We start from the raw sequence: 14415 nt of genomic DNA, 5'->3' as shown, positions 1-14415 counted from the left end.
CTTCGACAAGACCACCACACATGTTCAAGCAACTGTGGGCCACCAAGCACCCGCATGCCGCCCATGAAGACGCCAACGGCCTGAGCCTGCGCCGCCACCTCGGCCCCTGGGGCCTGACCGCCCTGGGCATCGGCGCGGTGATCGGCGGCGGCATCTTCGTCATCACCGGCCAGGCCGCCGCCAACCACGCCGGCCCGGCGATCATGCTGTCGTTCGTGCTGGCCGCCATCTGCTGCGCCTTCTGCGCGCTGGCCTACGCGGAATTCGCCTCGATGGTGCCGGTTTCCGGCAGCGCCTACACCTATACCTACGCCACCTTCGGCGAGCTCTCCGCCTGGTTCATCGGCTGGATGCTGGTGCTCGAGTACGGCGTCTCCGCCTCGGCGGTCGCGGTCAGCTGGACCGGCTATTTCCTCAGCCTGCTCAGCCAGTTCGACATCCATCTACCGGCGGCGCTGGTCAGCGCGCCACTCGACGCGCAACTGCGCCCGACCGGCGCGATCGCCAACCTGCCCGCCGCCGCACTGGTGCTGCTGCTGACCTGGCTGTGCTACGTCGGCATCAGCAAGTCCTCGGCGATGAACATGGCAATGGTCGTGCTGAAGACCGGCCTGATCCTGCTGGTCATCGTGGTCGGCTGGAAGTACGTGGACACCAGCAACTGGACCCCGTTCATTCCGGCCAACGAAGGCCCCGGCAAGTACGGCATGGAAGGCGTGCTGCGTGGCGCGGCGATGGTGTTCTTCGCCTACATCGGTTTCGAGGCGGTGTCGGTGGCGGCGCAGGAATCGAAGAACCCGCAGCGCGACATGCCGTTCGGCATGATGCTGTCGCTGGTGATCTGCACCGTGCTGTACATCGCGATGGCCGCAGTGATGACCGGCCTGGTGCCGTTCCAGCTGCTGGGCACCGATGAGCCGGTGGTGACCGCCGTGGCGGCGCATCCGCAGCTGGGCTGGTTGCGCTGGGTGGTCGAGGTCGGCGCGCTGGTCGGCCTGTCCTCGGTGGTGCTGGTGATGATCATCGGCCAGCCGCGCATCTTCATGATCATGGGGCGCGACGGCCTGCTGCCGCCGGTGTTCACCAAGATCCACCCGAAGTACCGCACCCCGCACATCAACACCGTGATCACCGGCATCGGCATCGCCCTGCTGGCGGCGCTGTTCCCGCTGGACATCCTGGGCGAGCTGACCTCGATGGGCACGCTGATCGCGTTCGCGGCGGTGTGCGCGGGCGTGCTGATCCTGCGCCGCACCCAGCCGGACCTGCCGCGTCCGTTCCGCATGCCGATGGCGTGGCTGATCTGCAGCCTGGGCGTGCTGAGTTGCCTTGCCCTGCTGTCGGCGATGACGATGCACAACTGGATGCTGATGGGGGTGTGGACGTTCGTCGGCTTCGTGATCTATTTCTGCTACGGCTTCAGACACAGCCGCCTGCGGGGTAAGTAAAGGGATTGCAGGGCCTGCGGCCCTGCACCCGCCTTTGAAGCCGGAGCAACGACAAGAGCTGGGCTGAGGGTTTGGCGGGGAGGCATGGGTTCGCGGGGGACGCCGTGAATCCATCCCTGGAGGCTTGGCCGCGGCATCCATGGCGCGGATACCCCCGCGAACCCATGCCTCCCCGCCCATGACAGTCTCCCGGCGCATCCGGTGGATCCACGCCATGCGTGGATGAATTCGGTCTGGGAAATGAATTCTCTGTAGAGCCGAGCCATGCTCGGCTCCGAGCAAGCGCAGCGCCGCGACCCGCTTCTGCCTTTCCTTCTTCACTCCGTGGCTGACGCGCACGGAACCTGTCCGTGGTCGGGCGGGTGGGTTGTGCAGGGGTGTCCGCGGCATGGATGCCGCGGCCAAGCCCCCAAGGAAGGGTCTACGGCGTCCCCTGCGCAGCCCACCCAACCGGCCAACCCGCGAAATCTGCTTCTGACGCCAGCCACGAGGGGCTCAGCCGTTGGCCGAATCCAGTAAAATCGCCGACATGAACGCCCCCACCTTCCCGTACGACACCGCGCGCCTGAGCGAACTGGCCCAGCTGCTGATCGACAACGTCCGCGAACTGGCCCACGCCGGCTGGACCCCGGCCACCAGCAGCAACTTCTCCCACCGCCTGGACGACCGCCACGCCGCGATCACCGTCTCCGGCAAGGACAAGGGCCGCCTGATCGAGGACGACATCATGGTGGTGGACTTCGACGGCCTGGCCGTCGGCCGCCCGCTGCGCCCGTCCGCCGAGACCCTGCTGCACACCCATCTGTACCGCCGTTTCCCGGAAATCGGCTGCGTGCTGCACACCCACTCGCCGGTGCAGACCGTCGCCTCGCGCCTGTACGCGCCGCAGGGCCACATCCGCCTGGAAGGCTACGAGCTGCTGAAGGCCTTCGCCGGCAACAGCACCCACGAGATGGCCATCGACGTGCCGGTGTTCGCCAACACCCAGGACATGAACGTGCTTTCGAAGCAGGTCGATGACCTGCTCGACCGGCAGAACCTGTGGGGCTACCTGATCGACGGCCACGGCCTGTATGCCTGGGGCCGCGACATGGCCGAGGCACGCCGCCACCTGGAAGCGTTCGAGTTCCTGTTCCACTGCGAGCTGGAACTGCGCAAGCTGCGCGGCTGAACCCGCACGCAGGTGCAGATGCCGATCCGGAATCTGCACCTCGTGCCCACCCTGCTACCCTGTCTTCCCCCCGAGACGTTCAAGCTGCCGCCATGAGCCGACTGCGCATCTACGACGACACCCGCCCCGAATCACCGCTGCTGGACACCCAGGACGGCGCGATCATCGCTGCCGAGCTGCAGAAGATCGGCGTCACCTTCGAGCGCTGGCAGGCCACCGCACCGGTCGCACCGGGCGCCAGCCAGGATGAAGTGTTCGCCGCTTACCGCGCGGACATCGACCGCCTGGTTGCCGAGCGCGGCTTCAAGAGCGTGGACGTGGCCTCGATCGCCCCGGACAACCCGAACCGCGCCGAGCTGCGCAAGAAGTTCCTCGACGAACACTTCCACAAGGAAGACGAGGTGCGCTTCTTCGTCGCAGGCTCCGGCCTGTTCACCCTGCACGTGGGTGACAAGGTCTATGAGATCGAGTGCGTGAAGGACGACCTGATCGCCGTGCCCGACGGCACCACCCACTGGTTCGACATGGGCGATGAGCCCAGCTTCGTGGCGATCCGCTTCTTCACCGAGCCGGACGGCTGGGTCGGTCACTTCACCGGCACCGACATCGCGCAGAAATTCCCCCGTTACGTACCTACCCAGGCGTCCTGATCCATGCAGCCCCGCGTCATCCTGACCGATATCGAAGGCACCACCAGCAGCATCTCGTTCGTCAAGAACGTGCTGTTCCCCTATGCCCGCAAGGCGCTGCCCGCGTTCGTCGCCGAGCACGGCCAGCAGCCGGAAGTCCGCCGTTGGCTGGATGCGGTGGCCACCGAGATCGGCGGCGCCTGCCAGGACAGCCTGGTGGCCGAGACGCTGCAGGGCTGGATCGACCAGGACCGCAAGCACACCGCACTGAAGGCGCTGCAGGGCCTGATCTGGGACGAAGGCTACCGCCGCGGCGACTACACCGCGCACTTCTACCCGGAAGTGGCGCCGGTGCTGAAGGGCTGGCACGCCTCCGGCCTGCCACTGTACGTGTACTCCTCCGGCTCGGTGCCGGCGCAGAAGCTGTTCTTCGGCTTCAGCGACGCCGGTGACCTCAGCCCGCTGGTGTCGGGCTGGTTCGACACCGAAGTCGGCGGCAAGCGCGAGGCCGACAGCTACCGACGCATCGTGCAGGCCATTGGCGTGCCGGCCGGCGAGATCCTGTTCCTGTCCGATGTGGTGGAAGAGCTGGATGCTGCCCGCGAAGCCGGCCTGCAGACCCGCCTGATTGATCGCCTGGATGACTACCCGCTGCCGCGCACCGGCCAGGCCGCCAACAGCCATGAGCGGGTCGAGAATTTCCAGCAGATCCAGCTCTAAACGCGGCCCGCCGATGGGCTCTGCGGCATCGGCTACCGGGTACCGTTCTTGGTAGATGCCAACCTTGGTTGGCATACGACCGATGTGTCAACCAAGGTTGACACCTACCAAAGTGGTGGAAGAGCTGGATGCTGCCCGCGAAGCCGGCCTGCAGACCCGCCTGATTGATCGCCTGGATGACTACCCGCTGCCGCGCACCGGCCAGGCCGCCAACGGCCATGAGCGCGTCGAGAATTTTCAGCAGATCCAGCTGTAAAGAAGAGATGTGTGCGGACCAACGGTCCGCACCTACCCGTCTCCGCTTCTGGTAGATGCCAACCTTGGTTGGCATGTTCGGGGTGTGCCAACCAAGGTTGGCACCTACCAAAACAGGATGCGCCGCCCTCAACGATCGTTGAGGGTTTTTACCTTCAGCGCTTCGCGCAGCGTCGTCAGATCCACCGGGCCACGCACTGCGATGTCGCGGGTTTCGCCCGGCAGCAGATCCAGCAGGTTGTCTTCCACCTGCACGTCCAATGCACCGAAGTCGATCCACGCCGAACGCATGTAGGCCGCGCTTTCCAATCGCAGACGGTAGTGGTCGCCTTCAATGGACAGGCTGGCCTTGAGCTTCTGCCGCGGCAGGATCTGATCCTTGGCCTCAACGAAGCCGACCACCTGGCGGGCACTCACCGCCCCGTTCTGCAGCAGTTCGAACACGGCCACCGTGCGCTTCGGGTCGGCACCGGCCAACAATTCGGCATCGCGGAAATCACCGATCGAGGTGACACCGGCCGCCGCCAGCGTCACCGCGTCCTCGCGACGACGCAGCACCTTGCCATCCACATCCATCACCCGCAGCCGCCAACGTGCGTCTGCGGCAGCGCCATCATTGATCAGGCGCACCCGCGTACTGCCCTCATCACGCAATGCCGCCAGCGTGACCGGCGCGAAGAAGCGCCGCGCGGCGTAGTGCAGCGCCTTCCAGCGACCGAAGTAGTCCACGCTGGACCATGAAGCACCCGGCCAGACGTCGTTGAGCTGCCAGTACAGCGAGCCCATCGTGTACGGCCGCGAGGCGCGATGGTGCAGCGCGGCCAGCGCGATGCCATCGGCCTGCATCACCTGGCTGAGGTAGACGAAGTCCTCGAAGTCCTTCGGCGTGCCGTAGCCCAGTTCGATGTAGTGCAGCAGGCGGCTGTTGCCCTCGCCGGCCATGAATTTCTGGTGCGCGCGGATCACCGGGCTGTCGATGCGCTGCTCGGCGCGGGTGGCAATCTGGTCCACGGTGGCCACCGACGGCCATGCCTGCAGGCCGTACTCGGACATGAAGCGCGGCGTCTCGCGCAGGTAAGCCTGCACCGGCAGCGCCGGATTGCCCCAGACCTGCCAGTAGTGCTTGTCGCCACGGGTCGAGTCGTTCGCCTTTTCGTCCAGGTCGTTACTGGGCGAGCTGGACCAGTACGGCACGCCCAGCCCCTCCTCACCCACTACCTGGCGCAGGTCATTGCCGAACAGGTCGACATAGCCCTGCCAGACCTTCTCGGCAAACGCCGGGTCGGCCGCCTTCAGGTCGCGGCCGTGGCCCCAGTCCTTCCAGGCGGTTTCTTCCTCGTTGTTGCCACACCACAGCACGATGCTGGGGTGATGGCGCAGCCGGCGCACGTTGTCGCGCGCCTCGGCCACCACGCTGGTACGGAATGCCGGATCGTAGCCCGGCTGCATGCCGCCGCCGAACATGAAATCCTGCCAGACCAGCAGGCCCAGCTCGTCGGCGATGTCGAAGAACGCGTCGTCCTCGTAGTAGCCACCGCCCCAGTTGCGCAGCATGTTCATGTTGGCATCGCGCGCGGCGGTCAGCACCTGGCGCAGGCGTGCGGCATCGACGCGTGCGGAGAAGGCGTCGAACGGAATGACGTTGGCGCCCTTGGCAAAGATCTCCACACCATTGATGACGAAGGCGAAGCCCTGCCCTCCCTTGCCGTCTTCCTCGCGGCGCAGTTCGACCGTGCGCAGGCCGATGCGCTGCTCGCGCGCCAGCGTTGCATCGGCGCCACCGTCCAGGCGGGCCTGCACGGTGTAGCGGTCCTGTGCACCGTGGCCGACCGGCCACCAGCGCTGCGGCTTGACCAGTTCGACCGGTACTTCGACGGCGTTCTGGCCGGGCTTCAGCAGCACCGTGCGCTGCACCTGGGCCACGATGCGACCCTGCGGATCGCGCACATCGACATTCACCACCGCAGAACCGGCCGCCGCGCCCTGCTCCATCTCCAGCAGCACGGCCAGCTTCGCCTGCTCCGCGCTCAATGCATCGGTACGCACGGCAAGATCGGTCAGGCGGTGCGCATCCCAGGCCTGCAGGTCGACCCCGCGCCACACGCCGGCGGTGACATAGCGCGGGCCCCAGTCCCAGCCGAAGTGATAGGCCGGCTTGCGCGCGAAGTTGCCGACCATCGCGTCTTTGGGCTCATCCCCATAGGGTGAAGGATAGTTGCCGGCAATCTTGTGCGGCATCGCCTGCACGCCCGGCAGCAGCGTGCGGATCGGTGAGCGGAACACGATCTGCAGTTCATTGCCGTTCGCGCGCAGGCGCCCGTCCACACGTGCATGCCACGTGCGGTGCGCGTTGTCCGCGCGCAGCAGCGGCTTGCCGTTGAGGCTGACCTCGGCGTAGGTATCCAGCCCGTCGAAACGCAGTTCGGCATTCGGCTTGGCCAGCGTCGCCGCATCCACGTCAAAGCGGGCGCGGTACTCCCAGGCAGCCAGGCCGATCCATTGCAGCTCGGCCTCGGGTGCACCGACGTACGGATCGCGGATCAGCCCATGCGCCAGCAGGTCGGTGTGCACGCTGCCCGGCACCTTCGCCGCACGCCATTGCTGCAGGCCTGGACGCGCGGCGCCCTGCGCGTCGCCGGGCAGCATGCGGAATTCCCACTGCGCCTGCAGCGGGGCTGCGGCCACCGGGAAGGAGATGGCTGCAGTCAGCAGCAGGAGCAGACGGACAACGAGGGAAAGGCGATGCACGTGGCGCTCCTGTTTTTCCGCCGGGCGTGACCCAGCGCTACCGATTTCGGATTGCCAGGCATGGCCTGGCACTACTGCATTCGAACGATCTTCAACGCACGACGTTCAACACTTCGTAGCACGCGCCCATGGTGTGATAATCCACCTTGCCGGCAGGGCTTTTCTCGTCGCTGTACTTGCGGTTGTCGGCATCGAGGATGCGGAACCATGCACCGTACTGGTGGTCGACGAAGTGCTCCCACGAATACGCCCAGATGCGTTCGTACCACTGCCAGTAGCGGTCATCGCCGGTACGCTTGGCCATCAGCGCGGCGGTCGCCAGCGTTTCGGCCTGCACCCAGAAATACTTGTCGTCGTCGCAGACGAAGCTGTCGCCACCGATCGGTGCGCCATCCATGCCCGGCTGCCGCCGCGATTCAGGTGCGAAGCCGTAGTACAAGCCACCCCGGGTGTCGTCCCAACTGCGTGCGACGGCGACGTCGAACAGATGCTGCGCGGTCGGCACCAGCCAGTCGGCCTGCACGTGGCGATCGAGGATCAGCAGCAGTTTGGCCCACTCGGTCTGATGCCCCGGCTGGAAGCCCCACGGGCGGAACAGGTGCTTGGGATCGTCCAGGTTGTAGTCCCAGTCGATTTCCCAGTTCACATCGTAATGTTCCCAGACCAGGCCACCGGCCTTGGCGGCCTGGCGGCGGGTCATGTTGTCGGCCAGCTGCAGCGCGCGCTCGACATAGCGCTGCTCGCCACTGGCCTCGAACGCGGCCAGCATCGCCTCGCACATGTGCATGTTGGCGTTCTGGCCGCGGTAGCCAGTGAAGCTCCACTGGCCGTCAGCCTCGTCCTTGTACAAGCCATGCTGCGGCTCCCAGAAGCGCGCTTCCAGCAGCTGCCAGGTCTCGTCCATCCAGTCGCGCGCCTGCTCGATGCCCGCCTTCAGCGCGCAACTGTAGGCCAGCAGCACGAAGGCCACGCCGTAGCAGTGGTTCATATCGTCCTCGACCTTGCCGTCGCGCAGGGTCCAGGCATAACCGCCGGTGGCCGGGTTGCGGTGCACCTCGCGCAGATAGCGCACGCCATGCTCGACAGCCTCCCGGTATTCGGCATTGCCGAACTCGCGGTAGGCCATCGCATAGTTGAAGACGAAGCGGGTGCTGCTCACCAGGTGGCGGTGGCTGGCATCGTAGATGCTGCCGTCATCACGGAAGTAGTGGAAGAAACCGCCGTCCGGATCGATGCAGCGCGGGTGGTAGAACGCCATCGTGTCGGCGATATGCGCGCGCAGGAACGCGGGTGAACGGAAATCGGGCGAGGTGCTCATGCGGTAATGTCCTGGGCCTGCAGCAGCTGCTGCACTTCATCGAGCGAGGGCATCGCGGCGAACGCGCCCTTGCGGGTAACAGCCAGCGCACCCACGGCGGCGCCGAAGCGCAGCGTGGCGGTGATCGCCTCCGGGTCCTGGCAGAACGCGGCGAAACCAGCACCCGCCCCACCCCGCTCCAGCAGGCCCACCAGCACGCCACCGACGAAGGCATCGCCGGCGGCCGTGGTGTCGACCGTGGCCACGCGGAAACTGGTGACCGTGCCGTGGTTGTCGCGGGTGTACCACCGCAGCGTGGCCGCGCCATCGGTGACGATCACCCAGCGCGCCTGCGCGGCCAGCAGGCGCCGCAGCACCACCGCCTCGCCATCGGCGCCCAGCGGTGCGGCCAGGTAATCCAGTTCCTCGCGCGACAGCTTGACCAGGTCGGCGCGCTCCAGCGCCTGCCACAGGCGCGGCGTCGGATCTTCGTTGGCTGGCCACAGAGCCGGGCGCAGGTTGAGGTCCAGGCTGACCACCGCACCGGCGGCACGGGCGCGCTCCATGCCGGCGAAGGTCGCCTCGGCGATGGCCGGCTCGGTCAGGCTGTTGGAACAGACGTGGAAGCACTGCGCGCTGTCGAGGCACTCCGCCTGGAAGTCACTGTCACGGAACAGCAGGTCAGCCGCCGGCGGGCGGTAGAAACTGAAGCTGCGCTCGCCACTGGCATCCAGCGCGACGAAGGCCAGCGCAGTCTTGGCGGCGTCGGTGCGCACGATGTAATCCGTCCCCACGCCGTGCTGGACCAGACTGTCGGCCAGGAAGTCACCGAACATGTCGCGGCCAAGCATGCCGACGAACTGGGTCTTCGCCCCCAGCCGCGCAGCCGCCACCGCGACGTTGGCCGGCGCACCGCCGGCGTACTGCAGGAACGCGCGCGGGGTATCGGCCGAGGCCGGCGGCTGCGCTAGTAGATCGATCAAAATTTCGCCGAAGCAGACAATGGCACCCATTTCCGACTCAGCCTCCCTGCGTTGCGGAAGCCGGCGGGCGCGAACCCACCAGGCCGTAGAAGATGATGTAGACGTAGCAGACCACCGGCAGCACGAAGCTGAGGTGCAGACCGATGCGGTCGGCCAGCATGCCCTGCAGCAGTGGGATGATCGCGCCGCCGACAATGGCCATGATCAACAGGCTGGACGCCTTGTTGGTCAGCGGGCCCAGGCGTTCGATGGCCAGCGAGAAGATGGTCGGGAACATGATGGAATTGAACAGACCGGTCGCCACGATGCCGTACAGCGCGACCTTGCCACCCGACGCCAGCGTGACGCCCAGCAGCACCACATTGGCCACTGCGAATCCGGCCAGCAGGCCGCGCGGCGAGTACTTGGCCAGCAGCCACGCACCTGCAAAGCGACCAACCATGGCGCCCCCCCAGTAGGCCGACACATAGTGCGTGGCCTGCTGTTCAGTCATGCCGCCGATCTCCGGCAGTGCCAGGTAGTTCACCATCAGGCTGCCGATGGACACCTCAGCACCGACGTAGAAGAAAATAGCCAGCACGCCGAAAAGTACGTGCGGATGCTTGAGTGCATCCAGCAGCGTGTGGTGGCCGCTGTCGGCCTGCTCGGTGGTCTCGGTCAGGCTGGGCAGGCGGAACAGGTAGACGAACACTGCCAGCAGCACCAGTGCGATGGCCAGGCCCACGTACGGGCCCTGCACCGACTGCGCTTCGGCGGTACGGTAGGCAATCTGTTCGGCCACGGGCAGCGCGTTGATCTCGTCGCCGCTCTTCACTGCGGTGCTCAGAATCAGGAAACCACCAAACAGCGGCGCCAGCGTGGTACCCAACGAGTTGAGTGCCTGCGCCAGGGTCAGACGGCTCGATGCGGTCTGTTCCGGGCCCAGCAGCGCAACGTAGGGATTGGCTGCCACCTGCAGCACGGTAATGCCGGTAGCAAGTACGAACAGCGAACCAAGGAACGCTTCATAGGTGCGCAATGCGGCCGACGGCCAGAAGCCCAGCGCGCCCACGCCGGCGATCAGCAGGCCGGCGATGATGCCCTTCTTGTAGCCCAGGTGGGCCACCAGCCGACCGGCCGGCACCGACATCAGGAAGTACGCGCCGAAGAAGGTGAACTGCACCAGCATCGCGCGGGTGTAGTTCAGTTCGAACACCGCCTTCAGGTGCGGAATCAGCACGTCGTTGAGGCTGGTCAGGAAGCCCCACATGAAGAATATGGTGGTGGCAACCGCCAGAGCAGCACGGACATTCATGACCGGCGCCTGGCTGCTGGAGGTACCCGATGGACGGGGCGTTGCGGAGATCGGCATGCGGTACGCGCCTCGATGCGCGGAAGGTCGTTGTTGCGTGGAAGGGGTGTATGGAAGGAATCAGTTCGGTCGTGCGGCACTGCTTTCGCGGATGCGCAGCTGCACCGGCGCGACCGTGCGCCGTGGCGGCGCATCCGGTTCGTCCAGTCGTTGCAGCAGCAGCGCGGCAGCTTGCCGGCCCCGCTCGCGCGGATCGGCAGTGAGCGTAGTCAACGGCGGCACCGCGACCGACGCCTCGGAAATATCATCGAAACCGGTAACGGCAAAGTCACCGCCCGGACGGATGCCACGCGAATTCAAGCCCAGCATCAAGCCCAGCGCGACGGTGTCGTTGTAGCAGACCGCTGCACTCGGCCGATGGCCGTCGGCAAACAGCTCATCGGTGCGCGCCGCAGCTTCCAGACGGTTCGGTGCCGACTCGATCATCCAGCCCGGCGGCAGCGACAGACCGGCCTCGGCCAGCGCCTGCTGGAAACCGGCACGGCGCTGGTGGCACGAACTGGACGCAGCGTGGCCACCGAAGAAGGCGATCTGACGATGGCCGCGCTCGATCAGGTGGCGGGTGGCCAGATAGGCGCCGTGCTGGTTGTCCAGGGTCAGGAAGTCCCAGTCGGCCCCCTCCAGTTCGCGGTTGAACAGCAGCACGTTGGCGTTGGCACCCAGCGCCTGCCGCAGCAGCGCGGTGTCGCTACCCTCGGCCGGCGACAGGATCAGGCCGGCCGGTGTGTGCTCCATCAACGTGGACAGCACTGCCTGCTGGCGCTCCGGCGATTCACCGGTGCTGCCGAGCAGGGTCACGTAACCGCGTCCGCCCAGCGCCTCGTCCACGCCGGACGCGAATTCGGCGAAGAACGGGTTGGACAGATCGTTGATCACCAGCGCGATGCTCGACGAGGTCCGCCGGCGCAGGTTGGCCGCCGCGCGGTTGTAGACATAGCGCTGGCGGCGCAGTTCGGCCTCGACCTTGGCGCGGGTATCGACGTTGACCAGCGGGCTGCCGCGCAGCACCAGCGATACGGTCGCCCGTGACACGCCGATGGCACGCGCGATGTCGGTCACCGTCACTGCCTTGCCGGCGCGCTTGCTGGGACTGCTGCCGTTGTCGTTCATCGTCTTCCCGGACTCCGCTGGAGGCTCAAGCCTAATGGATCAGGGCCGTGTCGTGCCGTGCCGTTCGCTGGGTCACCGCGAACGGCACAGTCCGGCTCAGCGCAGCTGGCTGCCCGGTGCCGCGCACCAGGACACCGGCAGGTCCTTCACCGCCGTACCCCAGCCCTGCTCCGGCGCCTTCGCGTCAAGCGCGAACTGCAGGCGCGGGCCCTGCTGCAGCTGGTTCCAGTCCAGCCAGACCGGCGCATGCGCCTGGCCATCGACCTGCACGCCCTGAACGTACTGCAGGCGGCGGCCATCGGCACCCGGCGCGTCGATGCGCAGGGTGCGGCCATTGCCCATGTCCACTTCCACCTTGTTGAAACGCGGGGTGTGCAGCAGGAACTGGCCGCTGCCGGGCACCGCCGGATACACGCCGATGGCGCTGAAGAGATACCAGGCCGACATCGTGCCGAGGTCGTCGTTGCCGGTCACGCCATTCGGGGCATTGGTGAACAACTGCTGCGCGGCACGCACCACGGCCGCGGTCTTCCACGGCTGGCCGATCAGCGTGTACAGCCACGGCGAGTGCAGGTCCGGCTCGTTGTTCGGGTTGTAGCGGAACTGGTTGTAGTAGCTGTACGGCCCGACCACCCACTCCTTGCGGGCTGCATTGAGCGGGTCGGCCTGCAGCGCGTCCATCGCGAAGAACGCATCCAGGCGGCGGCCAGCCTGTTCGCGGCCATCCATCGCTTCGACCAGGCCCGGCACGTCCTGCTGCGCCAGCCACTGATACTGCCACGCCGTCCCCTCATGGAAACCATGGTGCGAGCGCGGGCTGTAGTGACCATCGGCCGGCGTGTACCACTGGCCGTCTTCGGTACGCGGGCGCGGGAAACCGGTGAAGCCGGTCTCGGCGTCACGCACCTGCGGGTCCCACACCTTGCGCCAGTTGCGGCCGCGCTCACGCAGCGTCGCCGCGTCCTGCGCGTGGCCGAGGCCATCGGCCATCTGCGAAAGCGCGCAGTCGGCCAGCGCATATTCCAAGGTGGCCGAACCGCCGTGGTGCGGATCGACGTCCATGCCCTTGGATGGGAATGCGCGGTCGTAGACCACGTAGCCCTTGTCCAGGTAGGTCGGGTTGCCGGAACGGCCGGCCATCCGCGAGTTCAGCGGCGGCGTGCCGAACGCGTTGCGGCGCAGCGCATCCCACGCCTGCGATTCACGGCCCTTGAGCGCACCGAAGCGCCACAGGTCGACCATGAACGGCGTGACTGGATCGCCGGTCATGATGTTGGTCTCGAAGTTGGCATAGCCCCAGCGCGGCAGCCAGCCACCCTGCTCGTCGATCGCCAGCAGGGTACGGCCGATGTCACGCGCCACGTCCGGGCGGGTCAGTGCCAGCCACTGGTTCTGCGCGCGGTAGGTATCCCACAGCGAGAAGTACTCGTAATAGGTCCAGCCATCGGCGCGGTGGATACCATCGTCATAGCCGCGGTAGCGGCCGTCGGCATCGTTGCCGGTCATCGGCTGCAGCAGCGCGTGGTAGGCCGCGCTGTAGAACACGGTGCGGTCATCGGCCGTACCGCCCTGCACACGCACCCGACCCAGCTGCTCGCGCCACGACTGCTGGGACAGCGCACGCATGCGGTCGAAACCGAGCAGCGCCCCACCCTGCATGCCGTCCGCGCGCAGATTGATGCGCGCGCCTTCGGCGTCCACATGCGAGATCGCGCTGACCGCCGTCACCGACTGGCCCTTGGCCAGGTCGAAGCTGAGCCAGGCGCCGTTCGGCTTCTGCTCGCCTTCCATGCTGTGGCGCGCACCCGGCAGGCCACCGCCTTCGCCCCAGGTACCGTGTGCCTTGAACGGGCGGTCGAACTCGATGCGGAACCAGGTGGTGTACTGATGGCCACCACAGAAACTCTTGGTGACCAGCTTGCCTTCCACCACGCGGTCGCCGACCACATCAACCACGCTGCCGATCACCGAGTGGCGCTCGTTCGCCTGGCCGACATTGACCAGCACGTGGCCATCGCCACTGCGCTGGCTGAAGGTGTAGCGCTCGGCCGCGGCACGCGTACGCGCGGTGGTCTCGGCATCGATGCCGCCGTAGCTGGTCAGCCGCACCTTGTAATAACCCGCCTGGCCGATCTCGCCGTCATGCGTGTACGACGCGGCATAGGCCTTGTGGTCAAACTTCTTCGCGTTGCCGGTATCGAAATCGCCGCCGGGACCGATCGAACCGGTCACCGGCAGCACCGACACCTGCCCGCCCTGCTCCCAGCAACCTGCGCCGGAGATGAAGGAGTGGCCGAAACCGCGGATCTTCTCGTCGTCATAGCGCCAGCCCGAATAGTGGCTGCCGATCGGGCTGACCTGGATCAGGCCGAACGGTGCCGACGCGCCCGGGAAGGTGTTGCCGTCGTCCTTGCTGCCGATGAAGGTGTTGACCTCGCGCTCCAGCGCAGCCGGCGCGGCCTGCAGCAGCATCGGCACTGACGACAGTGCAAGCAGGCAGGCCAGGCGCAGCAGCGGGCGCGAGGACACTGGGACGGCGGGAGCGGACGGCACTGGGCGCATGTCGGGTTCCTGTAGTCGATGAGGCGGAGGCAGACGGCCGGGGCCGTCCGGCACCGTTCCGCAGAGCCCCGCCATGACTGGCAGAAAGCTCCCCCTGGAATGACGCCCGACCCACCAGACCGTGAATTTAGATCGATTCAA

General features: G+C 66.6%; 11 protein-coding genes. 5 read left to right on the top strand and 6 right to left on the bottom strand.

Going from position 1 to position 14415, the window contains the following annotated elements:
- The first annotated feature begins 20 nt into the window (after positions 1-20).
- The 5 genes from ACZLHH_RS10450 to ACZLHH_RS10430 all read left to right on the top strand — a co-directional run bounded on the left by ACZLHH_RS10450 (position 21) and on the right by ACZLHH_RS10430 (position 4224).
- Positions 21-1448, top strand: a complete 1428-nt coding sequence (locus tag ACZLHH_RS10450) for an amino acid permease (RefSeq protein WP_010482555.1) — start codon at positions 21-23, stop codon at positions 1446-1448.
- Between the two features lie 529 nt (positions 1449-1977).
- On the top strand, positions 1978-2619 hold the full coding sequence (locus tag ACZLHH_RS10445) for a methylthioribulose 1-phosphate dehydratase (protein WP_071228231.1): 642 nt from the start codon (positions 1978-1980) through the stop codon (positions 2617-2619).
- Positions 2620-2711: 92 nt separating this feature from the next.
- Positions 2712-3269 carry a 1,2-dihydroxy-3-keto-5-methylthiopentene dioxygenase gene (locus tag ACZLHH_RS10440; RefSeq protein ID WP_053511800.1) on the top strand — a complete coding sequence of 186 codons (558 nt, stop codon included), beginning with the start codon at positions 2712-2714 and terminating at the stop codon, positions 3267-3269.
- A gap of 3 nt (positions 3270-3272) precedes the next feature.
- Positions 3273-3968 carry an acireductone synthase gene (gene mtnC / locus ACZLHH_RS10435; protein ID WP_149909256.1) on the top strand — a complete coding sequence of 232 codons (696 nt, stop codon included), beginning with the start codon at positions 3273-3275 and terminating at the stop codon, positions 3966-3968.
- Between the two features lie 97 nt (positions 3969-4065).
- Complete coding sequence (locus ACZLHH_RS10430; RefSeq protein ID WP_429000429.1) at positions 4066-4224, top strand: hypothetical protein; 159 nt, start codon at positions 4066-4068, stop codon at positions 4222-4224.
- Between the two features lie 128 nt (positions 4225-4352).
- Here ACZLHH_RS10430 and ACZLHH_RS10425 read toward each other — a convergent pair whose 3' ends face one another.
- From ACZLHH_RS10425 to ACZLHH_RS10400, 6 genes are all read right to left on the bottom strand, one after another.
- The gene (locus ACZLHH_RS10425) at positions 4353-6971 is read right to left on the bottom strand and encodes a beta-mannosidase (RefSeq protein WP_180844056.1); all 2619 of its coding nucleotides are present in this window, start codon (positions 6969-6971) and stop codon (positions 4353-4355) included.
- A 91-nt stretch (positions 6972-7062) separates the two neighbouring features.
- A complete protein-coding gene (locus ACZLHH_RS10420) occupies positions 7063-8289 on the bottom strand; it encodes an AGE family epimerase/isomerase (RefSeq protein ID WP_100468325.1) in 1227 nt (408 codons plus the stop codon).
- Positions 8286-9281 carry a carbohydrate kinase family protein gene (locus tag ACZLHH_RS10415; protein WP_180844057.1) on the bottom strand — a complete coding sequence of 332 codons (996 nt, stop codon included), beginning with the start codon at positions 9279-9281 and terminating at the stop codon, positions 8286-8288. The genes ACZLHH_RS10420 and ACZLHH_RS10415 overlap by 4 nt, the downstream gene beginning before the upstream one ends.
- Before the next feature lie 7 nt (positions 9282-9288).
- Positions 9289-10545 carry an L-fucose:H+ symporter permease gene (fucP, locus tag ACZLHH_RS10410; RefSeq protein WP_429000430.1) on the bottom strand — a complete coding sequence of 419 codons (1257 nt, stop codon included), beginning with the start codon at positions 10543-10545 and terminating at the stop codon, positions 9289-9291.
- A gap of 117 nt (positions 10546-10662) precedes the next feature.
- Positions 10663-11712: a LacI family DNA-binding transcriptional regulator gene (locus ACZLHH_RS10405; protein WP_014037023.1), complete on the bottom strand. Its 1050-nt coding sequence runs from the start codon at positions 11710-11712 to the stop codon at positions 10663-10665.
- A 96-nt stretch (positions 11713-11808) separates the two neighbouring features.
- Entirely contained in the window at positions 11809-14274 is a 2466-nt protein-coding gene (locus tag ACZLHH_RS10400) for a GH92 family glycosyl hydrolase (protein WP_180844059.1), read from the bottom strand.
- Positions 14275-14415 lie beyond the last annotated feature (141 nt).

The sequence above is a fragment of the Stenotrophomonas sp. 28608_Sma genome (genome assembly GCF_056486185.1).
The sequence above is the reverse complement of the archived record's forward strand: the minus strand, read 5'-3'. Positions and strand labels throughout refer to the sequence as shown.

Excerpts from the sequence above, each read along its gene's own strand:
- ACZLHH_RS10450 (WP_010482555.1), top strand. The coding sequence starts at position 21 with ATGTTCAAGCAACTGTGGGCCACCAAGCACCCGCATGCCGCCCATGAA.
- ACZLHH_RS10445 (WP_071228231.1), top strand. The coding sequence starts at position 1,978 with ATGAACGCCCCCACCTTCCCGTACGACACCGCGCGCCTGAGCGAACTG.
- ACZLHH_RS10440 (WP_053511800.1), top strand. The coding sequence starts at position 2,712 with ATGAGCCGACTGCGCATCTACGACGACACCCGCCCCGAATCACCGCTG.
- mtnC (WP_149909256.1), top strand. The coding sequence starts at position 3,273 with ATGCAGCCCCGCGTCATCCTGACCGATATCGAAGGCACCACCAGCAGC.
- ACZLHH_RS10420 (WP_100468325.1), bottom strand. The coding sequence starts at position 8,289 with ATGAGCACCTCGCCCGATTTCCGTTCACCCGCGTTCCTGCGCGCGCAT.
- ACZLHH_RS10415 (WP_180844057.1), bottom strand. The coding sequence starts at position 9,281 with ATGGGTGCCATTGTCTGCTTCGGCGAAATTTTGATCGATCTACTAGCG.
- fucP (WP_429000430.1), bottom strand. The coding sequence starts at position 10,545 with ATGAATGTCCGTGCTGCTCTGGCGGTTGCCACCACCATATTCTTCATG.
- ACZLHH_RS10405 (WP_014037023.1), bottom strand. The coding sequence starts at position 11,712 with ATGAACGACAACGGCAGCAGTCCCAGCAAGCGCGCCGGCAAGGCAGTG.
- ACZLHH_RS10400 (WP_180844059.1), bottom strand. The coding sequence starts at position 14,274 with ATGCGCCCAGTGCCGTCCGCTCCCGCCGTCCCAGTGTCCTCGCGCCCG.